This window comes from Pseudonocardia alni, assembly GCF_002813375.1.
Taxonomy (GTDB): domain Bacteria; phylum Actinomycetota; class Actinomycetes; order Mycobacteriales; family Pseudonocardiaceae; genus Pseudonocardia; species Pseudonocardia alni.
In genome coordinates this window covers 3,274,321-3,295,998 of record NZ_PHUJ01000003.1, presented here as the reverse complement: position 1 = coordinate 3,295,998, position 21,678 = coordinate 3,274,321, and the positions used below count along the sequence as shown (strand labels likewise).

General features: G+C 73.6%; 24 protein-coding genes and 2 pseudogenes. 13 read left to right on the top strand and 13 right to left on the bottom strand.

All coding sequences use genetic code 11. From position 1 onward, the window contains the following. Positions 1-50: 50 nt before the first annotated feature. From ATL51_RS29455 to ATL51_RS29445, 4 genes and pseudogenes are all read right to left on the bottom strand, one after another. On the bottom strand, positions 51-290 hold the full coding sequence (locus ATL51_RS29455) for a hypothetical protein (protein WP_301549282.1): 240 nt from the start codon (positions 288-290) through the stop codon (positions 51-53). A gap of 87 nt (positions 291-377) precedes the next feature. Next, positions 378-476, bottom strand: a pseudogene (locus ATL51_RS29450) (DUF1707 SHOCT-like domain-containing protein); the annotation flags it as partial. 175 nt (positions 477-651) lie between these two features. Beyond that, a pseudogene (locus ATL51_RS16320) lies at positions 652-1,392 on the bottom strand (DMT family transporter); the annotation flags it as partial. A gap of 74 nt (positions 1,393-1,466) precedes the next feature. After that, positions 1,467-1,601, bottom strand: a complete 135-nt coding sequence (locus tag ATL51_RS29445; protein ID WP_255497419.1) for a hypothetical protein — start codon at positions 1,599-1,601, stop codon at positions 1,467-1,469. A gap of 82 nt (positions 1,602-1,683) precedes the next feature. On the opposite strand from ATL51_RS29445, the gene ATL51_RS16315 reads away from it, so the two are divergent. Further along, positions 1,684-2,598 (top strand): LysR family transcriptional regulator, encoded by a 915-nt coding sequence (locus ATL51_RS16315; RefSeq protein ID WP_073573689.1) that lies wholly within the window; start codon positions 1,684-1,686, stop codon positions 2,596-2,598. Here ATL51_RS16315 and ATL51_RS16310 read toward each other — a convergent pair. From ATL51_RS16310 to ATL51_RS16295, 4 genes are all read right to left on the bottom strand, one after another. Continuing rightward, positions 2,567-3,286, bottom strand: a complete 720-nt coding sequence (locus ATL51_RS16310) for an SDR family oxidoreductase (RefSeq protein WP_100879089.1) — start codon at positions 3,284-3,286, stop codon at positions 2,567-2,569. The genes ATL51_RS16315 and ATL51_RS16310 overlap by 32 nt on opposite strands. 74 nt (positions 3,287-3,360) lie before the next feature. After that, positions 3,361-3,963, bottom strand: a complete 603-nt coding sequence (locus ATL51_RS16305) for a C40 family peptidase (RefSeq protein WP_073573687.1) — start codon at positions 3,961-3,963, stop codon at positions 3,361-3,363. Between the two features lie 365 nt (positions 3,964-4,328). Then, positions 4,329-5,408, bottom strand: a complete 1,080-nt coding sequence (locus ATL51_RS16300) for an inositol-3-phosphate synthase (RefSeq protein ID WP_073573686.1) — start codon at positions 5,406-5,408, stop codon at positions 4,329-4,331. Between the two features lies 1 nt (position 5,409). Beyond that, on the bottom strand, positions 5,410-6,054 hold the full coding sequence (locus ATL51_RS16295) for a PadR family transcriptional regulator (RefSeq protein ID WP_073573685.1): 645 nt from the start codon (positions 6,052-6,054) through the stop codon (positions 5,410-5,412). Between the two features lie 194 nt (positions 6,055-6,248). Between ATL51_RS16295 and ATL51_RS16290 the strand changes: the two genes are divergently transcribed. The 5 genes from ATL51_RS16290 to ATL51_RS16275 all read left to right on the top strand — a co-directional run bounded on the left by ATL51_RS16290 (position 6,249) and on the right by ATL51_RS16275 (position 11,898). Beyond that, positions 6,249-6,644, top strand: a complete 396-nt coding sequence (locus ATL51_RS16290) for a DUF5318 family protein (RefSeq protein ID WP_062403958.1) — start codon at positions 6,249-6,251, stop codon at positions 6,642-6,644. After that, positions 6,637-6,789 carry a hypothetical protein gene (locus tag ATL51_RS28295; protein WP_157818392.1) on the top strand — a complete coding sequence of 51 codons (153 nt, stop codon included), beginning with the start codon at positions 6,637-6,639 and terminating at the stop codon, positions 6,787-6,789. The genes ATL51_RS16290 and ATL51_RS28295 overlap by 8 nt, the downstream gene beginning before the upstream one ends. A 143-nt stretch (positions 6,790-6,932) precedes the next feature. Further along, positions 6,933-9,353 carry a transglycosylase domain-containing protein gene (locus ATL51_RS16285; RefSeq protein ID WP_301549053.1) on the top strand — a complete coding sequence of 807 codons (2,421 nt, stop codon included), beginning with the start codon at positions 6,933-6,935 and terminating at the stop codon, positions 9,351-9,353. 131 nt (positions 9,354-9,484) lie between these two features. After that, positions 9,485-11,086, top strand: coding sequence for a glycosyltransferase family 87 protein (locus ATL51_RS16280; protein ID WP_100879087.1), 1,602 nt, complete (start codon positions 9,485-9,487; stop codon positions 11,084-11,086). A gap of 134 nt (positions 11,087-11,220) precedes the next feature. Beyond that, positions 11,221-11,898: an NUDIX hydrolase gene (locus ATL51_RS16275; RefSeq protein ID WP_073576122.1), complete on the top strand. Its 678-nt coding sequence runs from the start codon at positions 11,221-11,223 to the stop codon at positions 11,896-11,898. Positions 11,899-11,918: 20 nt separating this feature from the next. On the opposite strand, the gene ATL51_RS28290 is transcribed toward ATL51_RS16275, so the two are convergent. Next, positions 11,919-12,167, bottom strand: a complete 249-nt coding sequence (locus ATL51_RS28290) for a hypothetical protein (protein ID WP_157818391.1) — start codon at positions 12,165-12,167, stop codon at positions 11,919-11,921. Positions 12,168-12,288: 121 nt separating this feature from the next. Beyond that, positions 12,289-13,056 (bottom strand): deoxyribonuclease IV, encoded by a 768-nt coding sequence (locus ATL51_RS16265; protein WP_062398963.1) that lies wholly within the window; start codon positions 13,054-13,056, stop codon positions 12,289-12,291. Positions 13,057-13,388: 332 nt separating this feature from the next. Between ATL51_RS16265 and rpsF the strand changes: the two genes are divergently transcribed. The 5 genes from rpsF to dnaB all read left to right on the top strand — a co-directional run bounded on the left by rpsF (position 13,389) and on the right by dnaB (position 17,066). Continuing rightward, the gene (gene rpsF / locus ATL51_RS16260) at positions 13,389-13,703 is read left to right on the top strand and encodes a 30S ribosomal protein S6 (RefSeq protein ID WP_073576120.1); all 315 of its coding nucleotides are present in this window, start codon (positions 13,389-13,391) and stop codon (positions 13,701-13,703) included. Positions 13,704-13,714: 11 nt separating this feature from the next. Further along, entirely contained in the window at positions 13,715-14,263 is a 549-nt protein-coding gene (locus ATL51_RS16255) for a single-stranded DNA-binding protein (RefSeq protein ID WP_073576119.1), read from the top strand. Between the two features lie 54 nt (positions 14,264-14,317). Then, on the top strand, positions 14,318-14,554 hold the full coding sequence (gene rpsR / locus ATL51_RS16250; RefSeq protein ID WP_020623471.1) for a 30S ribosomal protein S18: 237 nt from the start codon (positions 14,318-14,320) through the stop codon (positions 14,552-14,554). A 14-nt stretch (positions 14,555-14,568) separates the two neighbouring features. Further along, positions 14,569-15,015 (top strand): 50S ribosomal protein L9, encoded by a 447-nt coding sequence (rplI, locus tag ATL51_RS16245; protein ID WP_073576118.1) that lies wholly within the window; start codon positions 14,569-14,571, stop codon positions 15,013-15,015. Between the two features lie 641 nt (positions 15,016-15,656). Next, the gene (gene dnaB, locus ATL51_RS16240; RefSeq protein WP_062403954.1) at positions 15,657-17,066 is read left to right on the top strand and encodes a replicative DNA helicase; all 1,410 of its coding nucleotides are present in this window, start codon (positions 15,657-15,659) and stop codon (positions 17,064-17,066) included. A 102-nt stretch (positions 17,067-17,168) separates the two neighbouring features. Here the strand turns inward: dnaB and ATL51_RS28285 are convergent, their stop codons facing one another. Beyond that, the gene (locus tag ATL51_RS28285) at positions 17,169-17,507 is read right to left on the bottom strand and encodes a DUF3040 domain-containing protein (protein ID WP_073576117.1); all 339 of its coding nucleotides are present in this window, start codon (positions 17,505-17,507) and stop codon (positions 17,169-17,171) included. Positions 17,508-17,677: 170 nt separating this feature from the next. Then, complete coding sequence (locus ATL51_RS16230; protein WP_157818390.1) at positions 17,678-18,196, bottom strand: dTDP-4-dehydrorhamnose 3,5-epimerase family protein; 519 nt, start codon at positions 18,194-18,196, stop codon at positions 17,678-17,680. A gap of 195 nt (positions 18,197-18,391) precedes the next feature. On the opposite strand from ATL51_RS16230, the gene ATL51_RS16225 reads away from it, so the two are divergent. Continuing rightward, complete coding sequence (locus tag ATL51_RS16225) at positions 18,392-19,552, top strand: class I SAM-dependent methyltransferase (RefSeq protein WP_100879085.1); 1,161 nt, start codon at positions 18,392-18,394, stop codon at positions 19,550-19,552. A gap of 64 nt (positions 19,553-19,616) precedes the next feature. Next, positions 19,617-19,979, top strand: a complete 363-nt coding sequence (locus ATL51_RS16220; protein ID WP_062398947.1) for a BlaI/MecI/CopY family transcriptional regulator — start codon at positions 19,617-19,619, stop codon at positions 19,977-19,979. 49 nt (positions 19,980-20,028) lie between these two features. Here ATL51_RS16220 and ATL51_RS16215 read toward each other — a convergent pair whose 3' ends face one another. Continuing rightward, on the bottom strand, positions 20,029-21,648 hold the full coding sequence (locus ATL51_RS16215) for an SDR family oxidoreductase (RefSeq protein WP_100879084.1): 1,620 nt from the start codon (positions 21,646-21,648) through the stop codon (positions 20,029-20,031). Positions 21,649-21,678: the final 30 nt, after the last annotated feature.

Here is a 21,678-nt window from a genome sequence, read left to right as displayed (position 1 = left end):
GGGGCGACTCTATGCCCGGTCCGGTGCGCGTGGCAGCCGCCGCGGGACCCTCAGCCGTCCTCCTTCTCCCCGGAGCCGAAGAAGAAGTGCGCGACGAGGACCGCCCCCCAGATCCCGATCGGGAAGATCGGCCAGAAGAACGGGAGGCCCTCCCCGTCGGAGGACGAGGCGAACGCGGTGACCACCCAGATGCCGGTCAGGACGACCGACGTGCCGGCCCACGAGCGCCACTCGGTGAGGTGCTCACGCCTCGCCTCGGCCTTCTCCACCTGCGCCGTCTCGGCACGCACCGACGGCAGCATCGTGCGTTCCACCGCGGGCAGGTCGGTGACCAGCCGGTCGAGGTCCGCGCGGACGGTCGCCGCGTAGGCCTGCTGCAACCGCTCGTCGTACTCGGTCAGCGACAGCCGGCCCTCGTCGTGCGCCAGCTTCAGCCGTTCCGCGGTCTCGCTGCGGTCGGCGTCCGACACCCGCATCACGGACCGCTCGTCGTCCCTGGACTCCCCCATGCCCGTCGAGCGTAGCGACGGGGAGGGACACGGGGGTCTGTCGTTCGGACGATCCGCGGCCCCGGGGCGGGGCCGAACGGGTGGCGACCGCGACGCCGACGAGGCACAGCAGACCGCCGGCGAGCGCGGCCGGTGCCGGCACCTCCCCGAGCAGTGCCCAGGACAGTCCGACCACCACCGGCGGGATCGCGTACGTGGTGGCGGCCAGCCGGCCCGCGGTCGTGCGGGTCAGTGCGTATCCCCAGGTCAGGAACGCGACTCCGGTCGGGAACACCCCCAGGTAGACGACGCCGGCGACGGCCGTCGGCGGTGCGGTGGCGAGCGCGGCGACCAGCGACGGCAGGAACGGCAGCAGCGCGACGGCCCCGGCGACGGCGCCCGTCCAGGTCATCGTCAGGGCGTCGACCCGGGGCAGCAGCCGCTTCTGTGCGACGGCCGCGCCCGCGTAGACCAGTGCGGCGAGCAGCCCCAGCAGCACCCCGGACAGGTCGGCGCCCCCGGCCGACGACGCCGCCGCGATGAGCACCACCCCGGCGAACGCGACGGCCATCCCGGCCAGCAGCCGTGCCGGGAATCCCTCGCCGAGCAGGAGCCCGGCGAGCACGGCGACGACCACCGGTGCCACGTTCACCAGCAACGCGGTCGTGCCCGCGTCGAGGTGCCGCTCGGCCGCGTTCAGCGCGAGGTTGTAGACGCCGAACCAGGCCGCGCCCCAGATCACGACCGCCGCCAGCAACCGTCCGCGGGGCAGGGGTGGGCCGGGGCTGCGTCTGCGGGCGCGGACCACGGTCAGGATCGCGGTCAGGGTCAGGGCCCCGACCGACATCCGTCCCAGGGCCAGCGCGCCCGGCGACAGGTCGTGGCCGACGGCGCGGATGCCCACGAAGGCCGAGGCCCAGAGCACGACGGTGGTGGCCGCGGCGGCGAGCGGCAGCAGTCCCGGCCGGGTCGCGGCGCTCACAGGGTGGGCCGGCGGGTGTCGTAGCCGGTGCGGACGGGCAACCGTCGCGGTCGTTCCCGGAACAACCGGTACAGCGCAGCGAGGGTGGCGGGGGTGGTGAGGGCGAGCAGTCCCAGGTTCACGGTGGTCATGGAGCCATCGTCGGACCACTCACGGTTCAGCACCAGCGACATGTTCTACCTCTGGATTCAGTTCTGCTGTACGTTTGTCCGCGTGCTCGACGCTCACCGTCTGATGATCTTCCGGTCGGTCGTGGCCGGTGGGTCGGTGCAGTCCGCCGCCGCCAACCTGGGGTACACGCCCTCGGCGGTGAGCCAGCACGTCACCGCGCTCGCCCGGGAGACCGGCCTGGTGCTGTTCGAACGGGTGGGGCGCGGGCTGCGGCCGACCGCGGCCGGGCTCCTGCTGGCCGAACAGGCCGACGCGGTGCTGGCCCGGCTCGGTGAGGCCCAGGTGCTCGTCGAGGATCTGCGCACGGGACGCACCGGGTCGCTGGCGGTGGCCTACTTCGCCTCCGTCGGGTCCGCCTGGATGCCGCGGGTGGTGCGCAGGCTGACCGCCGGTTTCCCGGGGGTCCGGCTCGACCTGGCCCTGCGTGAGTGGCTGCCCGACGACCCGGCCGACCGGTCGGACCTGCAGATCGCCGTCGAACGACCGGAGTTCGAGGCCTGGCCCGGGTTCTCGGTGCACCACCTGCTCGACGACCCCTACGTCGTGGTGGTGCCCGAGGGGCACCCGCTGGCCGGGGCGGAGCAGGTCGACCTGGCGGAGCTGGCCGGGCAGCGGTGGGTGGACAACGACTTCGCCCGCGGGTGGTGCCGGCGCAACCTGGTCGAGGCCTGCGCCGCCGCCGGGTTCCGCCCGCCGTTCCACGTCGAGGCCCACGACTACCGCACGGCGTTGGCCTTCGTCGCCGCCGGCATCGGCGTCACCGTGCTCCCCCGGCTCGGCGCCGTCGACCTGCCGGCCGGGACCTGTGCGGTGCCGGTCGTGCGGCCCACGCCGGTGCGGACGATCCTGGCGGTGGTCCGGGACGCCGCGGCGGCGGCGCCACCGCTGCTGGCGGCCCTCGACGAGCTGCGCGAGCAGTCGGCGCTCAGCCCTGCGGGCGCACCACGATCTCGGTGAGGTGGGCGTCGCGGGTCGCGGTCAGCGCGGCCAGGATCGCGGCACCGACCGACTCGGGGCGCAGGAACCGCGAGCCGTCGTACTCCCCGCCCTCGTGGGCGACGACCCGCTCCTGCATCGCCGTGTCCACCCGGCCCGGGTGCACCGAGGTGACCCGGATGCCGTGCCCGGACTCCTCCGCGCGCAGGGCGTCGCCGAACGCGCGCAGTGCGAACTTGCTCGCCGCGTAGGACCCCCAGCCCGCGCGGGCGGTGAGCCCGGACCCGGAGTTGACGAGCACGACGTCGGCACCGGTGTCGGCGCCCGCCGCGCGCAGTGCGGGCAGCAGCAGCCGGGTCGTCTCGGCGACCGCGACGACGTTGACGTCGAACTGGTGGCGCCAGGTCTGCGCGGTGGTCTCCGCGACGGTGCCCAGCTCCCCGACCCCGGCCGAGTGGACCAGCGCGTCGAGCCGGTCGATGCCGTCGAGGGCCGCGGCCAGCGCGTCGTCGTCGGTGAGCTCGATCGCCACGGTGCGGACCGCGACCGGGCCCGCCTCGGTCAGCTCACCGGCCAGGGTCTCCAGCCGCTTCTCGTCCCGGCCGCCCAGGACCAGGTCGTAGCGCGGCGCGAGAAGCCGGGCGGTGGCGGCGCCGATGCCCCGGGAGGCACCGGTGATCAGGGCGAGCGGGCGGCGGGGAGCGGTCACCCGATGAACCTACGACGACCGGCCCCGTCCTGCGCGAGGACGGGGCCGGTCGTCGTACCGGGGAGCGTGCGCGCTCAGACGCGGCGGGCCGAGTTGAACGGCATCCGGTCGATGTCGGAGATCTTCACCGGCTGACCGCTGGTGGAGGCGTGCACGATCTGGCCGTCGCCGATGTAGATGCCGACGTGGCTGACCGGGCTGTAGAAGAACACCAGGTCGCCGGGCTTGAGGTTCGACTTGGACACCTTGGTGCCCACCTGGGCCTGGGCCCGGCTGGTGCGGGGCAGGTCCTTGCCCGCCTTGTCGAACGCGTAGCTGACCAGGCCGGAGCAGTCGAAGGCGCTCGGACCGGTGGCCCCCCAGCGGTAGGGCTTGCCGAGCTGGGCCATCGCGGTGGCCATCGCACCGCTGCGCGCGGCGGCGGCCTGTGCGGCCGGGGCCGCGGCCTGCGCGGCGGACGAGACCGACATCGCGGCCGGGTTCGCGCCGAGCGCCGGCAGGACGTTCGCGGCCGGGGCGACGTCACGGGTCACGGTCTCCGCGGCGGGTGCGGCGGATGCGGTGGCGTCCGTGGGGGCCGCGGTGGCGGCGGGGAGCACGGACAGAACAGCGGCCGCGGCGGCGGTGGTGGCCACGACGGCGACGCGGAGCGCCGGAGCGGAATGACGCTGGGGCACGGTGGGGTCCTCGGGATGTTGCACCACCGGAGGAGCGGTCGGGGCGGGACCCGTGGGCGCCGGTACGAAGGGGGAGTTCCGGTGGGGACACCGGCGGCACTCACGACCCGCCCGCGTCGTCGCCCGGCGGTGACCCTGCACCCCTCACCCCGGATGGGCGGTGGTCGCGCAAGGCCGGACCGCACATTACGAACAGATATCGCTCAAATAAATGACGCAGGGCACATTCATTGCATGACTGCGCTCACGACGAATAACGAGAACATTCCGGATCGGTAATGTCGTCTTCCGGAACGTCTCCGGTACGGCAACGGCCCGGGGATGACCTGCACGGTCGTCCCCGGGCCGTTGTACCGAGAAACGGATCAGCTGTCGATCTCGCCCCGGATGAACGCCTCGACCTTGTCGCGGGCCTCGGAGTCGCGGTACTGCTCCGGCGGCGACTTCATGAAGTAGCTCGACGCCGACAGGATCGGTCCGCCGATGCCGCGGTCCTTCGCGATCTTGGCCGCCCGCACCGCGTCGATGATGATGCCCGCGGAGTTCGGGGAGTCCCAGACCTCGAGCTTGTACTCCAGGTTCAGCGGGACGTCACCGAACGCGCGGCCCTCGAGCCGGACGTAGGCCCACTTGCGGTCGTCCAGCCAGGACACGTAGTCCGACGGGCCGATGTGCACGTTGCCCTTGCCCATGTCCCGGTCCACCTGCGAGGTGACGGCCTGGGTCTTGGAGACCTTCTTGGACTCCAGCCGCTCGAGCTCCTTCATGTTCAGGAAGTCCATGTTCCCGCCCACGTTGAGCTGCATCGTGCGGTCCAGCTGCACGCCGCGGTCCTCGAACAGCTTCGCCAGCACCCGGTGGGTGATGGTCGCGCCGACCTGGGACTTGATGTCGTCGCCGACGATCGGGACGCCGGCGGCGCGGAACTTCTCCGCCCACTCCGGGTCCGAGGCGATGAACACCGGCAGCGCGTTGACGAACGCGACGCCCGCATCCAGTGCGGCCTGCGCATAGAACCGGTCGGCGTCCTCGCTGCCCACCGGCAGGTAGGACACCAGCACGTCGGCCCCGGTGTCGCGCAGCGCCTGTACGACGTCGACGGGCTCGCCGTCGGCCTCGGTGATGGTCTCCCGGTAGAAGCGGCCGAGACCGTCGAGGGTCGGCCCGCGCTGCACGGTCACCCCGAGCGGCGGCACGTCCGCGATCTTGACCGTGTTGTTCTCGCTGGCCGAGATCGCGTCGGCGAGATCCTGACCGACCTTCTTCGCGTCGACGTCGAACGCGGCCACGAAGGTCACGTCCCGGACGTGGTACCCGCCGAAGTCGACGTGCATCAGGCCGGGGACCTGGGTCGACGGATCGGCGTCCGCGTAGTAGTGAACCCCCTGGACCAGCGACGCCGCGCAGTTGCCCACGCCGACGACCGCCACCCGAACCTGGCTCATGTCAGGCTCCTCCTGTTGTCTCGTCCTGTCGTACCCCGCCGGTCGCGGGCCGGGATGGCCCGCCGCCGGGGAAGGTCCTCTCGTCGCGGCCGTCCGCGGCACCCTGCTCGGCCCGTTCGGTCGCGATCAGCTCGTTCAGCCAGCACACCTCGCGCTCGGAGCACTCCAGCCCGAGCCGGTGCAGCTCGCGGGTGTAGCGGTCGACCCCCTCGCAGGGCCTGCCGAGCGCGGTGCGCAGACCGTCCCGGCGTTCCTCGACGGCCCGTCTGCGGCCCTCCAGGATCCGGATCCTGGTCTCCGCCGGTGTCCGCGCGAAGAACGCCAGGTGCACGTCGAAGCTTCCGTCCTCCCACGCCTGGGGGCCGGCCTCGGCGAGCATGGCCGCGAACCGGTCCTGGCCCGCCGGGGTGATGCGGTAGACCCGCCTGCCCCGTCGCAGCCGTCCCGGAGCGCGTCCGTACTGATCACCCGCCTCGTCGGTGGTCTCGGCGATCGACCCGGCCCGGAGCAGCCGGCGCAGGGCCGGGTACAACGAGCCGTAGGAGAACGCGCGGAAGCCGCCGAGCCTGCGGCCGAGCTGCTTGCGCAGCTCGTACCCGTGCAGCGGACCGTCCTGGAGCAGGCCGAGGACCGCGAAGTCCAGCATCGCGACCTCCTCCGTGCGGACCGCCGACCGGTCATCCTATCGGTCCGATACATCGATCCGTCCCCTCCATGATCGTCGTCACAGGTGGTCGCGGACCGGACGAGTACCCCGACCAGGGACGGAACGGTCGTGTCCGCAGGGGCCCGTGCGGGACGGCGATGGGTCCGCGGGTCCGTCCCGCGTACCCTGGTCGGGTGCTCAGCCCGCGACAGGTGGTGGACTACGCCCTGCAGCGCCGTGCTCTGCTGGCCGACGTCCGGGCCGGCCGGGTCGGACGTGAGGAGGTGTGCGATGCGGGTGCCTACCTGCTCCGCGCCGCGCGCTTCCACGGCACGTCCGCCGGTCGGGCCTGTCCGGTCTGCCGCCACGACGAGCTCGCCCAGGTCTCGTGGGTGTTCGGCGAGAGCCTGCGCCACGTCTCCGGCTCGGCCCGCTCCGCGGCGGACCTCGAGCAGCTCGCGGCACAGGTCGCCGACTTCTCCGTGCACGTCGTCGAGGTGTGCACCGAGTGCCGTTGGAACCACCTGGTCCGCTCGTTCGTCCTCGGCACCGGCCGCCCCCGCCGCGGTCGGCGGAGTGCGGGTGGCTGAGTCCGATGGCACGCTGCCCGACGAGCACGACCACCCGGACCGCGCGCACCGCGCCGGTCCGCTGCCGGATCCCCTCCGCCCCGGGCACCCCCGGCCCGGGCCGCTGCGGATCCGGTCCACCGCATCCCACGGAGCCGCCCGGTGAACGACGAGCGTGACCCCCGGCGCACCCCGCCGCCGCCCCCGCCCCCCGGTCCTCCGCGGTCCCGTCCCCCGATGCCCCCGCCGGCACCCCGACCGGGCGTGGGCCCCCGTCCCCCGATGCCCCCGCCCCCCGGTCGTCCACCGGTGGGCGGTCGTCCCGCACCCGCGGGGCCACCGTCGCGCCCGGTCCCCCAGTCCCCTCCGCCGCTGCTGACCCACGACGACTCCGGGGTCGGCCACTTCGACCCCGTCGTCCGGTCGGCCCAGGCCGGTCCGCGCACGGCCGCCCCGCAGCGCACCGGCCCTCCGCCGGCCCGCGGTGCCGCGGCGGCCGCGGCGGCACCGGCCACGGCCGCCCGTCGTGGCGGCGGTGGCGGCCGCCCGCCCGGACCGCCCGGTCGTCCCGACGGTCGCGGTCCCGGGGACGGCGGTGACGGGCGGAAGAAGCCCGGCCGTCGTCGCCGGCTCCGGCGCTGGGTGATCGGGCTCGCCGCGTTCGCGGTGATCGGCCCGCTCGTCGCGTTCGCGATCGGCTGGCTGGTGTTCCCGGTCCCCAACGCCGACGACATCGCCGTCACCCAGGTGGCGACCTTCACCTACACCGACGGCGCCCCGCTGGCGACGGTCCGGCCGGACAACGTCAACCGGATCAGCGTCGACCTGTCCCAGGTGCCGGTGCCGGTCCAGCAGGCCGTGCTGTCCGCGGAGGACCGCACGTTCTTCTCCAACCCCGGCTTCGACATCACCGGCATCGCGCGGGCGGTGATCAACCAGCTCTCCGGCGGGATCGGCGGCGGCTCGACGATCACCCAGCAGTACATCAAGGTGACCACCGGCAACGACCAGTACTCGCTGTTCCGCAAGTTCCGCGAGGTCGTGCTGGCCGCGAAGATGTCCAAGGAGATGACCAAGGAGCAGATCCTCGGCAACTACCTGAACGCGATCTACCTGGGTCGCGGCGCCTACGGCGTCCAGGCCGCCAGCCAGGCGTACTTCGGGAAGAACGTCCAGGACCTGAACGCCTCCGAGGGCGCGATGATCGCCGGGCTGATCCAGTCGCCGTCGCGCTGGGACCCGGCGAAGAACCTCGAGATGTCCCAGCAGCGGTGGAACTTCGTGCTCGACGGCATGGTCGCCCAGGGCTGGATGACGCAGGCCGACCGGGCGCAGCAGAGGTTCCCGCAGTGGCGCGAGGCCTCCGCGGCCGAGGGCGGTGGTATCCCCGGTGACGACAAGGGCCACATCTACAACGCGGCCCGCGCCGAGCTGGAGAAGCTCGGGATCTCCGAGACCGAGATCAACACCCAGGGTCTGACGGTCACCACGACGATCGATCCGAAGGCCCAGGAGGACGCGGCGACGGCCGTCGAGAAGGTCATGGACGGCCAGCCCGGCAACCTGCGGTCCTCGTTGGTGTCGGTGAACCCGAAGACCGGCGCGGTCATCGCCTACTTCGGCGGGGAGAACGGTGTCGGCCTCGACTACGCCTCGGTGCTCAAGCAGCCCGGCTCGTCGTTCAAGCCGTTCGTGCTCGCGGCGGCGCTGCAGGCGAACCCGCCGGTCGGTCTCGGCACGATCTACGACGGCTCCTCCCCCCAGGAGCTCGCCGGCACCACGGTCACCAACTCCGAGGGCGTCAGCTGCGGCCGGTGCTCGGTGAAGGAGGCCATGACCAAGTCGATCAACACGGTCTTCTACCGGATGGGCCTCGACGTCGGCCCGCAGCGGGTCGCCGACGCCGCGCACCAGGCCGGCATCCCCGCCGACCTGTTGCCGAACCCCACCGGCGGCATCTCGCTGGGTGACCGCGAGGTCCACCCCGAGGACATGGCCGCCGCCTACGGCACGTTCGCGGCCGACGGCATGAAGCGCGACCCGTTCCTGATCGCGAAGGTCACCGCCAGCGACGGGCGGGTCATCTACGACCGCGGCAGCACCGACAACGGCCAGCAGGTCATGCCGGCCGAGGTCGCCCGCAACGTCACCGAGTCCATGACCGACGTCGCGAGCTCGTCGCGGATCGGGCTGGACGGGCGTCCGGTCGCCGCGAAGACCGGCACCGTGCAGAGCAGCGTCCAGGGCCAGAACAACGACGCCTGGACCGTCGGCTACACACCGTCGGTGTCCACCGCGGTGTGGGTCGGCACCGACGACAACACCCCGATCAAGAACTCCGCGGGCCGCCCGGTCTACGGGCGGATGCTGCCCGGCTCGATCTGGCAGTCGTTCATGAACGACGTGCTGCAGGGGACGCCGGTGGAGCAGTTCTCCGACTTCGAGCCGATCGGCCAGGCTCCGGCCCGGGCCGTCTCGAACGACTCCGGGCAGGGCGACGACCAGCAGACGACCACCACCCAGGAGCCCGGCGACAACGGCGACCGCGGCGATCGCGGGGACCGGGGTGACCGCGGGAATCGCGGCGACCGGGGTGACTCCTCGGGCGACGGCTCCGGGGACGGGGCCGGCGACGACAGCGGCGGCGACCCCGGCAGCGACGGCAACAGCGACGGTCCGCCCGGCTCCGACGCGGGCCGGGACCGTCCGGGCCGCGGGGGCGACAACTGACCGCAGGCGGCCGGCCCGGAGCCGCACCGCCCGCCCCCCACGACGCGCCGGGGGCGGGCGTCCGGGACCGGGAGGTCCCGACCTGGACCGAGCCGCTGGCGCGCGCCGCCAGCAGGGTCGTCGGAGGCCCGATGGGTCGGCACGCACTCGTCGGACGGTCGCGCTGGTGGACCCCGCTGCGGGTGGTACTGCTGCTCGCCGTCGTCGTGCTGGCGCTGGGCTGGCTGGGCAAGGCGGCCTGTCTGCAGCAGTACCGCACCCCGGACGGTGCACTCGCGCTGGACTGGCGCAACGACCGTCAGTACGTCGCGATGTGCTACTCCGACACCGTCCCGCTCTACGGGCTGGAAGGTCTCGCCGACGACGCAGTCCCCTACCGCGACGCCTGGTTCGAGACCGCCGCCGACGGCTCCCGCACCGCCCGGTACATGGAGTACCCGGTCGTCACCGGGATGTTCCAGTACCTCAATGCGCAGCTGACCGACGGCTGGCAGTGGCTGGCCGAGCGGCTGCCGTTGCCGACCGCGCTCGACGTCGTCGTCTACTTCGACGTCACCGCGATCTGGCTGGCCATGGCCTGGCTGGTGGTGGTGTGGGCGGTGCTGATGCTCCGCCCGGAACGTCCGTGGGACGCCGCGTTGGTCGCGCTGTCCCCGCTGGTGGCGGTGCACGCGTTCACCAACTTCGACACGCTCACCGTCGCGCTCGCGACCGGGGCGCTGCTCGCGCTGCGCCGGGACCGGCCGGTCTGGGCCGGGGTGTTGCTCGGGATCGGCGGCGCGGCGAAGCTCTACCCGCTGCTGCTCCTGCTGCCGGTGCTGCTCGTCGGCTGGCGGCGCCGCGCCGACGGCGGCCTCCCGCGTGCCGCGTGGACGATCGGTGCCGCGGTCCTCGCCTGGGTGGCGGTGAACCTCCCGGTCGCGCTGGCCTGGCCGCGCGGCTGGGTCGAGTTCTTCCTGCTCAACCGCACGCGCCCGGCCGACCCGGACTCGATCTGGTACTCGCTGTACTGGTTCACCGGCTGGTCCGGCTTCGACGGACCGCTCGGCGACGGGCAGTCCCCCACCGTGCTCAACACCGTCACCGCGGTGCTCATGGTGCTGGCGTTCGCCGCGATCGCCTGGTTCGCGCTGCGCGCGCCGCGCCCGCCCGCGGTCGCCGAGCTGGCCTTCCTGACGGTCTCGGCGTTCCTGCTGGTCAACAAGGTGTGGAGCCCGCAGTACTCGCTGTGGCTGGTCCCGCTCGCGGTGCTCGCCCTGCCACGCTGGCGGCTGCTGCTGGCGTGGATGGTCGTCGACGCGCTGGTCTGGGTGCCGCGGATGTTCCAGTACCTCGGCGTCGCGAACAAGGGGCTGCCGCCGGAGCCGTTCCTGGTGACCGTGCTGGTCCGCGACGCCGTGGTGGTCGCGCTGTGCGTGCTCGTCGTCCGGCAGATCCTGCGGCCCGGCACCGACCCCGGCCGGGACCCGGAGCCCGTGTGGCCGGTCGGCCCGCGGGTCTCCCGGTCCGGCGTGCCCGCCGCGACGGCCTCCGCGTCGGCCGTGCCCGCACGGGGCGGGCGACGGCGGAGGGACGGCGGCGGCCCCGGCCCCACCGGTTCCGTCGGCACGCCCCGGTCCGGTGACGCGGCCGGTTCCGCGGGCTCCGGCCGCGCCGGTCGCTCCGATCGCGCGGCCGCACCCGAACCGTGGCCGTCCCGGGCGGCCCGCCCCCGGCGCGACCCCGCGGACTGAACTGCGGCTGCCCCTCGCGCCGCCGCATGTGTCCCGCCGGTCGCAGCACAGGGTGTGGTGGCGCCGCAGCGGGTGTGACGTGTGCGGCGGCGACGGAACCTGTGCGGCGCCCGGGCGGGTGCGACGATCGGGGCATGGCCGACGACGTGGTGGTCCCGGAACCGGTGCAGCGCCAGCTGCGGGAGCGTGTCGAGGCGGCGCTGGCGACGCTCCCCCCGGCCGAGCGCCGGGCCGCGTCGGAGGCGGACCGGGCGGGGAAGCGGGCCGCCGCCGTTACCCTGACGCTGCTGCCGGTCCCCGGTGCCACCGGCGACGGCCGTCTCGCCGACGAGGTCGCGTTCGTCCTGACCCGGCGCGCCCGGTCGCTGCGGGCGCACTCCGGCCAGTGGGCCCTTCCGGGCGGACGGCTCGACCCGGGTGAGACCGCCGAGCAGGCGGGGCGCCGCGAGGTGTCCGAGGAGATCGGGCTCGAGCTCGGCCCGGACCGCGTGCTCGGTCTGCTCGACGACTACCCGACCCGTTCCGGCTACGTCATCACCCCGGTCGTGCTGTGGGGCGGCGGCGCGGGCGAGCCGACGCCCAACCCGGACGAGGTCGCCGAGCTGCACCGCCCGCCGCTGGCCGAGATCGACCACGAGCCCCGGTTCCTCACGATCCCCGAGTCCGACGCCCCGGTGATCCAGGTGCCGCTGTTCGACCGCTACGTCCACGCCCCCACCGGTGCGGTGCTCCACCAGTTCCGCGAGGTCGTCCTGCACGGGCGCGCGACCCGGGTCGCGCACCTGGAGCAGCCGGTCTTCGCCTGGCGCTGAGGACTCCCGGAACCGGGGTCTCAGGCGCGGACGGGCCCGCCGAACACGCCCTCCGGGTCGACGCGGCGGTTCAGCGTGGCCGGCCGGCGCCGGGTGTCGTCGTCCCGGTACGGGCACCTGGTGCAGCTGCCGCGGACCCGGCTGCGGACGCGCTCCGGGCACCGGGTGGTGGCGCACGCGTCGCCGCTGGCCGGGCCGGACGGGGCCTCGGGGCAGGTTGTCGTGACGATCGAGGAGGCCCGCCCGCCGGAGATCGTCCCGCTGGCCACCGCGTCCGCACCAGGCGCGAGCTCACCGCCCGGGTCTACGTCGACCAGTACGCCCCGCGGCTGCAGATCGGGGCGGGGCTCACGCCGCCCGGCTGGCTCGCCGGTACCGCCTGAGGCCGCCTCAGGTGTGCTCCCGCAGGAACGCGATGTCGCGGGCCTGTCCCTCGGCCGGGGTCTCCACCACGACCGGTGCCCCCGCCGCCGCGACGACGGCGGCCAGCTCGTCCGGCGGGATCGTCCCGTCGTCGATGTTGGCGTGCCGGTCGCGGGCGGAGTCGAACGCGTCGCGCGAGTTGTTCAGGTGGATCAGGTCGATCCGCCCGGTGATCCCCCGGACCCGCTCGACGATCCCGGCCAGCTCCTCGCCACCGGCGAAGGCGTGACAGGTGTCCAGGCAGAACCCGACGCCGAACTCGCCCACCGCGTCCCACAGCCGGCCCAGCGCGTCGAACCGGCGGGCCATGGCGTTGTCCCCGCCCGCGGTGTTCTCGATCAGGACGGGCACGTCGAAGCCGTGCTCCCCGGCCTGGCGCTCGACGAACTTGCGCCAGTTGTCGATCCCGACGGCCGGGTCGTCGTCCTTCGTGACGTGGCCGCCGTGCACGACCAGGCCGAACGCGCCGACCTCGGCCGCCCCGGCCAGGTGCTGCTGCACGATCTTGCGGCTCGGGATGCGGATCCGGTTGTTCGTGGACGCGACGTTCGCGGTGTAAGGCGCGTGCACCACCACCGCGACGTCCGACGCGGCCAGCTCCGCCGCCCGTGGGTGCGGCGGCGGCTTCTTCCAGCCCTGCGGGTCGGACAGGAACAGCTGGATCACCTCGGCGCCGACCTCGGCGGCCGCGGCCAGGGGGTCCTCGGCGTCGCGGACGTGTGCTCCGATCTGCATACGGGCACGGTAGCGAGGACCCCCGACAGCCGTGGGCCGCCGGTCAGGCGTCGGTGACGGCGCCGAGCGGCTCGTCGAGGACGGGGCCGGCGTCGGCGACGAACGACAGCCGTCCGTCGGCCGGCGTCTCCGCGGGCACGGCCCGAACCCGTCCCGGCGATCCGGGGAGCCGCGTACCCGCAGGTCGGGGCCGGAACGGCCGTTGCTAGCCTGTACCGGCATCCCCACGGCTCCCGCGCATCCGCCGGAAACTGTCGGGGTGCACTGAGAACCTCCTGTCACGGCCGTCCGGGCCGTGACCGTTTCGAGTCCATAGGAGGTGAGTGGTTCTCATGCGTCATTACGAGGTCATGGTCATCCTCGACGGCGGCCTGGACGAGCGCACTGTGCAGCCGTCCCTGGAGCAGTTCCTCACCGTCGTGAAGAACGACGGCGGATCGATCGAGAAGATCGAGGTCTGGGGCAAGCGCCGCCTGGCCTACGAGATCAAGAAGCAGGGCGAGGCCATCTACGCGGTCCTCGACATCACCGCCGAGCCGGCCACCGTCACCGAGCTGGACCGCCAGCTGGGTCTGAACGAGTCCGTGCTGCGCACCAAGGTCCTGCGCAAGGACGTCACCCGCACGCCGGCGCCCGCCGCCGGCTGATTGGAGCCGTCATGGCCGGCGAGACCGTCATCACCGTCGTGGGCAACCTGACGGCGGATCCCGAGCTGCGGTTCACCCCGTCCGGCGCCGCGGTCGCCAACTTCACCGTGGCGTCCACCCCGCGCACCTTCGACCGCCAGTCCGGCGAGTGGAAGGACGGCGAGGCACTCTTCCTGCGCTGCAACATCTGGCGCCAGGCGGCGGAGAACGTCGCCGAGTCCCTGACCCGCGGCGCGCGCGTCGTGGTCCAGGGTCGCCTGCGCCAGCGGTCGTTCGAGACCAAGGAAGGCGAGAAGCGCACCGTCGTGGAGATGGAGGTCGACGAGGTCGGCCCGTCACTGCGCTACGCGACCGCCAAGGTCAACAAGGTCAGCCGGGGCGGAGGTTCCGGTGGCTTCGGTGGCGGCGGCGGTGGCTACGACGGTGGCGGCGGCGGTGGCGCCCGACAGGGCGGCGGTTCCGGCGGTGGAGGCAACTCCGGCGGCGGCTATGACGACCCCTGGGGTTCGGCCCCGCCCGCGGGCAGTGGCGCCGCGTCCGACGACGAGCCCCCCTTCTGATCCACGTACCTCTCCGCCCGTGACGGGCGGAGGACGATCTCCAGGAGCACCACCATGGCCAAGGCCATCGTGCGCAAGCCGAAGAAGAAGGTCTGCGCTTTCTGCAAGGACAAGGCCCAGCTGATCGACTACAAGGACACCGGTCTGCTGCGGAAGTTCATCTCCGACCGCGGCAAGATCCGTGCCCGTCGGGTCTCCGGCAACTGCCGGCAGCACCAGCGGGACGTCGCCGTCGCGGTGAAGAACTCCCGTGAGGTCGCCCTGCTGCCGTACACCTCGACCGCTCGCTGAGGAAGGGGAGACACATGAAGCTCATCCTCAACGCCGACGTCCCGAACCTGGGTGCCCCGGGTGACATCGTCGAGGTCAAGGACGGCTACGGTCGCAACTACCTGCTGCCGCGCAAGCTCGCGGTCGTCGCCACCCGTGGCGCCGAGAAGCAGGTCGAGCAGATCCGCCGGGCCCAGAAGACCCGCGAGATCCGCGACCTGGGCCACGCCCAGCAGGTCGACTCGCAGCTGCGCAACATCAACGTGACCGTGTCGGCCAAGGCCGGCGACACCGGCCGCTTGTTCGGATCGATCACGCCGGCCCAGGTCGTCGACGCCGTCAAGGCGGCAGGCGGCCCGCTGCTGGACAAGCGCAGCATCGACGTCCCGGGTCACCTCAAGACCCTGGGCAAGCACCAGGTGCAGGTCCGCCTGCACCCGGAGGTCACCACCGAGCTGCCGATCGCGGTCGTCGCGAGCTGAGCGGTCCGGTGGTCGCACGACCACCGACAGTGAACAGGGCGGTGTCCGGAGCCACGTGCTCCGGGCACCGCCCTGTCGTCTGTCCGGGACCGTCCCGAACGGGCGCCGCACACACGGTCCGCAGTCCCGGATGGACGATCGACACCGATCGGACGACCCCGGACGGGATGTCTTGTCACGCAGCCGACACGCCGTCCGGTGACGCTCCACTCGTCGGGCGGGCTTGTGGACGCGCCGGGCGGCGAACGGCCCGCCGGGCGCTCCGACACGCCCGCACGGGGCGTTCGACGACACGCCAGAGCAAAGTTGTCCACAGCTGTGAACATGCCTGTGACCAGGAAAGACTGCCCGATCCTGTGCGCTGTCCCCAGGTTGTCCCCAGCACGGTCCCGGGACGGGCGGCATCCGTGCACAGTTCATCCCCAGATCGATCACCAGGTCGGTTCGCCAGGCGCCGTCCGGCCGACCTACTGTCGTCGTACCGGGACGCGAGCGCCGTGTCCCGCGGGCCGCGTCCGTCGCGGCCCGTCGGGCACCGGGCCGGCCGGTAGATCACCGACGACGGTCGCGGGTGGGCAGGACGCACCACTCGCGCGTCGAACGTGCGTTCGGTACTGTGTCCACCGGGGGTGACGCTGCGTATGGCTCTGACGGACGATCGTCCCGGCAACAAGCCCCGTGCGGTCCGTGACGGCGAGAAGGCCTCCGGACCGGGCGAGGGTGCGACGTTCGACCGTCAGCCCCCGCAGGACCTCACGGCCGAGCAGTCCGTGCTCGGCGGGATGCTGCTGAGCAAGGACGCGATCGCCGACGTCGTGGAGGTGCTGCAGCCGGAGGACTTCTACCGGCCCGCCCACCAGACCGTCTACGAGACGATCCTGGACCTCTACAGCCGCGGCGAACCCGCCGACGCGGTGACGGTCTCGGCGGAGCTGCAGCGGCGCGGTGAGCTCGTCCGCCTCGGCGGCGCGCCCTACCTGCACACCCTGATCGCGACCGTGCCGACGGCGGCGAACGCGGCCTACTACGCCGAGATCGTGGGCGAGAAGGCGGTCCTGCGACGGCTGGTCGAGGCCGGCACCCGGATCGTGCAGCTGGGCTACCACGGCGCCGACGGCGGCGACGTCGACGACGCGGTGGACCGCGCCCAGGCCGCGGTCTACGAGGTCACCGAGCGCACCACCACCGAGGACTACACGGTGCTGGAGGAGCTCCTCCAGCCCACGATGGACGAGATCGACGCGATCGCCTCCCGGGGCGGCCAGTCCACGGGTGTGCCGACCGGCTTCGCCGACCTCGACCAGGTCACCAACGGTCTGCACCCGGGCCAGATGGTCGTCGTCGCGGCCCGGCCGGGTCTGGGCAAGTCGACCCTGGGGCTGGACTTCGCCCGCTCCTGCTCCATCAAGAACGGCATGACCAGCGCGTTCTTCTCGCTGGAGATGAGCAAGTCCGAGATCGTCATGCGTCTGCTGTCCGCGGAGGCCCGGATCCGGCTGGCCGACATGCGCGCCGGCCGGATGTCGGACGAGGACTGGACGCGGATGGCGCGGCGGATGTCGGAGATCTCCGAGGCGCCCCTCTACATCGACGACTCGCCGAACCTGACGCTGATGGAGATCCGGGCCAAGGCGCGCCGGATGAAGCAGCGCTACGACCTGAAGCTGATCATCCTGGACTACCTGCAGCTGATGACCTCGGGCCGCAAGGTCGAGTCCCGTCAGCAGGAGGTCTCGGAGTTCTCCCGGCAGATCAAGCTGCTGGCCAAGGAGCTCGAGGTCCCGGTGGTGGCGATGAGCCAGCTGAACCGTGGTCCCGAGCAGCGCACCGACAAGCGGCCGATGCTGTCCGACCTGCGTGAGTCCGGCTCGATCGAGCAGGACGCGGACATGGTGGTGCTGCTGCACCGCCCCGACGCGTTCGAGCAGGACGACCCGCGCGCCGGTGAGGCCGACCTGATCCTGGCCAAGCACCGTAACGGCCCGACCACGACGATCACCGTCGCCCACCAGCTGCACTACAGCCGGTTCTCCGACCTCGCCCACGGCTGAGGCGGCCGGTCGCGCGCCACGGCCACGCCGTCCGTCCGGGGCGACACCGGTCGCTGGATGGCCACCGTCCGGGGCGGCACCGCGCGGTGCGGGGGTGGCGGGTCAGGCGGTTCCGGGGTGCGCCTGCGGTCCGGTGGTGGCCGCGACGGCCAGGGCGAGGCCGGCCACGAGGATCCCCGCGACGACGACCGGCACGCTCACCAGCACGGCACCGAGCAGCAGCACGACCAGCGCGGTCCCCAGCAGCATCGTCGGGAACGGGCCGGAGCCGTGCACGGTGCGCCGGTCGCGGGCGAAGCCGGCGAGAAGCCGTCCACCGTGGCGGGCCGGGGCGCGCAGTGCGGTGTTCAGCGCGGAGAACCGGCGGACCAGTCGCGGGTCGGTCAGTCGCAGCTGCACCTCGATCTCGTGCAGTCGACGGTTCTCGCGCTCGCTCAGCACCTCGGCAACCCCTCGTGTCCACGTCCCGGCGGACACGGTCGTGCCGCCGTCCGGCGCGGGGCGTCGTCGATCCGGCCTGGTGACGACGTTACGTGACCGATTCGTGATCTCGCCGACCGGGCCGACCGGCTCACATGCGCCCGTCCTCACACCGGGGACGGCGCCCGGGGTCACCAGAGGGAGACGCGGTCCCGGCGGGGGCCCGCGGGAGCCCCGAGGCGGGCGGTCAGCGCGGCCCAGGAGCGTGCCGTGCCCGGTGTCCGGGCCGGCCGGGGGCGGAGCCAGCGGACCGCCAGGTCCGGGTCGTCCGGGTCGACGTCGAAGCGTTCCCGGCGCGGGAGCCGGGTGGCGCTGCGCAGCTCGACGACGGTCCCGCTCGCGACGGACTGGAGGCCGTAGAGGCAGCCCGGCGGGACGAGCAGTCGCTGCGGGCCCCCGAGCAGCGCGACGGCGAGCCGGCCGAAGGTGTCGGCGTCCGGCCGGGCGTCGATGACGACGGCGTAGCCGCTGCCGCGGGGGACGCCGAGCAGCACCGCGTCGCCGGGATGGCCGAACAGGCCGAGCACGGCGTCCCGGGCCGGGCGGCGCCGTCGTCGCACGGTGAAGGCCGTGAGGTCCGGGCCGGATGTGTCGGCGACGGTCGGGTCGAGCAGCAGCGCGCCGGGCACCACGGTTCGTACGACGTCCACTCGACCTCCCTCGGGTCCGGTCACCGCGTGCGACGGGCGCGCGGTGGGCTGCGGTTGGGGTACCGGAGACGACAACGAGCGGACCCGGTCCCGGTGACGCTGCGCGAGTCCACGTTGCTCTGATCGGGTTCACAGCGGGCTTTCAGCCGCCGTATCTACTATCGGCCCTAGTACTGATGCGACGAGGGGTGGCGCATGACCGACGACCCGACGCCGGGTACCCGGTGCCGTGCCTGTGGCGGTGCCGCGGGCACGGTCGTGCTCGACCTGGGCGAGCAGCCGCCGTGGGACCGGATGCCCGCGCGGGACGCCCCGCTGCCCGACCCGGCGGCCCCGCTGCGCATGTGGCTGTGCGCCGGCTGCGGTCTCGCCCAGCTGCAGACCGATGCCGCGGTCACCGAGGAGCTGCACGGCGTCGAACCGCGGGCGATGACCGAACAGAGCGACCGCTCGGTCGGCCGGCTCGCCCGCGCCGGGCTGGTCCGCCCGGGCGGCCGGGTCGCGGAGTTCGGCAGCCCGCACGGCGGCTCGTGGCTCCCGCGGCTGACCGGGCGCGGCATGGCCGCGCTCGATGCGGACGCGGTGTCCGCGGCCGGGCGGGCCGACCTCGTCGTCGACTTCTACGGGCTGCTGCACGAGCCCGACCAGGCCGATGCGCTCGCCCGGCGGGTCGCGCTGCTCGCCCCCGGCGGCACGCTCGCGCTCCAGCTGCTGTCGCTGGGCACCGTGCTGCGTGACGACCAGTGGTTCGACCTGCGCCACGGCCACTACGGCTACTGGTCGCTGCCCGCCCTGGACGCCGCACTGCGCCGGCACGGCCTGGGCGTGCATCGGGCGTGGTGGTACCCGCTGTCCGGTGGGACCGTGCTGGTCACCGCCCGGGCCGGCGCCGAGCCCGACGCCGGGACCCGCCGCCTCGTCGACGAGGAACGCGCCCTCGCCGTCACCGAGCCGTCCGGGTTCGCCCGGCTGCAGGCGGCCGCCGACGACACCCACCTGCTGCTCGACTGGCTGGTCGCCGAGCGGGCGGCCGGACGCACCGTCGCCGCCTACGGCGCGGCGTCCCGCGCGGTGCCGCTGGTGTGCCGCGCCGGGCTGGACGCGTCGCTGCTGGCCGCCGTCGGTGACGCCTCGCCGGCCAAGCAGGGCCACCGCATGCCGGGCAGCGACGTGCCCGTCGTGTCCCCCGACGAGCTCGCCGGCCTGCGCCCGGACCGTGTCCTGCTGTTCCTGCCCGAACTCCTCGACGAGGTCCGCGCCGCGCTGCCCCAGGTGGAGGCCTCGGGTGGTCGCTGGGTGGTGCTCGGCCCGGGACCGCGTGCGGTGGAGCCCGTGCCCGCACTGTCCGGCTGCTGATCCGACGGCCCACCGACCGGGGGAGCATGGGGGGTTGCGGTTACCCTCGGATCCGGGAGGCAACATGCGTGGTCGACTCGGCGAGCTCGAGGCCGCCGTGATGGACGTGCTGTGGGGCGACGCGGGACCGTGTCGGGTGCGCGACGTCCGCGCCCGCCTGGCCCCGGCCCGTCCGCTGGCGTACACGACCGTCATGACGGTGCTCGACAACCTGCACCGCAAGGGCTGGGTGCAGCGGGAGCTGGACGGTCGCGCCTACCTCTACACGCCGGCCGCGAGCCGCGAGGAGGAGACCGCGCGCGCCCTGCGCGACCTGCTCGACGGCCCCGGCGACACCGAGGCCGTGCTCCTGCACTTCGCGCGCTCGGTGTCCGAGCGCGAGTCCGCCGTGCTGCTCGCCGCCCTCTCGGGCCCCGATCGCGGCTGACGCCGCCGCGCGGGCCACCGTGGTCGGGGGAGCGCCGACCCGGAGGCGGTCAGGCCGCCCGGTCGCGGTGCGACCGGGACCGCAGCCATGCCGGACGGCGGCTCGCCGGGGCGGGGACGTCGCCGTCGCGCTCGGCGGTGCGGGTGATGTTGCGGACCATCCCGCCGAAGACGATCCCGTGGAACGGCGCGACCGACCACCAGTACAGGTAGCCGGGGAGGCCGTGCGGGATGAACACCGCCCGCTGGTGGTAGGTCGACCCGCCCGGACGCGGGCGCACCGACATCTCCAGCCAGGCCCGGCCGGGTACCTTCATCTCCGCGCGCAGCCGCAACAGCCCCTCCTCGGGGTCGCGGTCGCTGCCGGCCGGGCGGGCCCCGCCGGGCTCGACCATCCGCTCCACCCGCCACCAGTCCAGCGCGTCGCCGGTGCGCAGGTCGTGCGGGTCGCGACGGCCGCGGGAGAGCCCGACGCCGCCGACCGCGCGGTCCATCCAGCCGCGCACCGACCAGGCCAGCGGGAACGAGTACCAGCCGCGCTCCCCGCCGATGCCCTCGACGACCGTCCACAGCTGTTCCGGGGTGGCGGCGCAGGCCTGCTCGCGCTCGTCGAGGTAGACGTCGCCACCGGCCCACTCCGGGTCACTGGGCAGCGGGTCGGACGGCACGTTCGCCACCGTCGCGCCCGACCAGCGGGTCTCGACCTCGCCGTCGGTGATGCGGGACAGGGCCAGCTCGACGGCGCGGTCGTAGCCGATCAGCCCGCCCGGCGGGTCGGGGATGCGGGCCTTGATGTCGTCCTCGGAGCAGACGACCTCGTGCACCAGGGACTCGATCAGCGGCTTCGCGATCGACTTCGGGACGGGCGTGACGACGTTGATCCAGTGCGCGGACAACGACGGCGACAGCACCGGCACCGGCAGCACCCGGCGCCGGGACAGGCCGGCGACGCGGGCGTAGCGCTGCATCATCTCGTAGTAGGTGAGGACCTCGGGGCCGCCGATGTCGAAGGTCCGGTTCAGCTCGGCGGCCGGCGCGTCGATCTCCGCGACCCGGATCAGGTAGCGCAGCACGTCGCGCACCGCGATCGGCTGGATCCGGTTGTGCACCCAGCGCGGGGTGACCATCAGCGGGAGCCGCTGGGTCAGGTAGCGCAGCATCTCGAAGCTGGCCGAGCCGGAGCCGAGGATCACCGCGGCCTGCAGCACGACCGTCGGTACCCCGGAGCGCAGCAGGGTCTCCCCCACCTCCACCCGCGACGCCAGGTGGGCCGAGAGCTTCCCGGCCCCGGTGTCCGGGTGCAGACCACCCAGGTAGACGATCCGCTTCACGCCGGCCGCGCGCGCCGCCTCCCCGAGGATCAGCGCGGCCCGCCGGTCGGTGGCGGCGAAGTCGGAGTCCGACAGCGAGTGCACGAGGAAGTAGACGACGTCGACGTCCTCGCAGGCCGCGCGGACGCTGTCCGGGTCCAGCAGGTCGCCCTGCACGATCTCGGCGTCGGCGGCCCACGGCACGTCGGCGAGCTTGTCCGGGTTGCGGACCAGGCAGCGCACGCGGACCGGGCCCGTGGACGGGTCCGGGACGAGGTCGGGCTCGGGACCGTGGCCCAGCAGCCGGGGCGCGAGCCGCCCACCGATGTAGCCGGTCGCACCCGTCACGAGATAACGCACGGCGCGATCGTCCCACCGCAGGCACTGCGC

Coding starts and splice junctions, on each gene's coding strand:
- ATL51_RS16300 (WP_073573686.1), bottom strand. CDS start 5,408: ATGAGCCAGGTTCGGGTGGCGGTCGTCGGCGTGGGCAACTGCGCGGCG.
- ATL51_RS29445 (WP_255497419.1), bottom strand. CDS start 1,601: ATGACCACCGTGAACCTGGGACTGCTCGCCCTCACCACCCCCGCCACC.
- ATL51_RS16225 (WP_100879085.1), top strand. CDS start 18,392: ATGACCGACGACCCGACGCCGGGTACCCGGTGCCGTGCCTGTGGCGGT.
- ATL51_RS16220 (WP_062398947.1), top strand. CDS start 19,617: ATGCGTGGTCGACTCGGCGAGCTCGAGGCCGCCGTGATGGACGTGCTG.
- dnaB (WP_062403954.1), top strand. CDS start 15,657: ATGGCTCTGACGGACGATCGTCCCGGCAACAAGCCCCGTGCGGTCCGT.
- rpsR (WP_020623471.1), top strand. CDS start 14,318: ATGGCCAAGGCCATCGTGCGCAAGCCGAAGAAGAAGGTCTGCGCTTTC.
- ATL51_RS16295 (WP_073573685.1), bottom strand. CDS start 6,054: ATGCTGGACTTCGCGGTCCTCGGCCTGCTCCAGGACGGTCCGCTGCAC.
- ATL51_RS16275 (WP_073576122.1), top strand. CDS start 11,221: ATGGCCGACGACGTGGTGGTCCCGGAACCGGTGCAGCGCCAGCTGCGG.
- ATL51_RS16255 (WP_073576119.1), top strand. CDS start 13,715: ATGGCCGGCGAGACCGTCATCACCGTCGTGGGCAACCTGACGGCGGAT.
- rpsF (WP_073576120.1), top strand. CDS start 13,389: ATGCGTCATTACGAGGTCATGGTCATCCTCGACGGCGGCCTGGACGAG.
- ATL51_RS16265 (WP_062398963.1), bottom strand. CDS start 13,056: ATGCAGATCGGAGCACACGTCCGCGACGCCGAGGACCCCCTGGCCGCG.
- rplI (WP_073576118.1), top strand. CDS start 14,569: ATGAAGCTCATCCTCAACGCCGACGTCCCGAACCTGGGTGCCCCGGGT.
- ATL51_RS16280 (WP_100879087.1), top strand. CDS start 9,485: ATGGGTCGGCACGCACTCGTCGGACGGTCGCGCTGGTGGACCCCGCTG.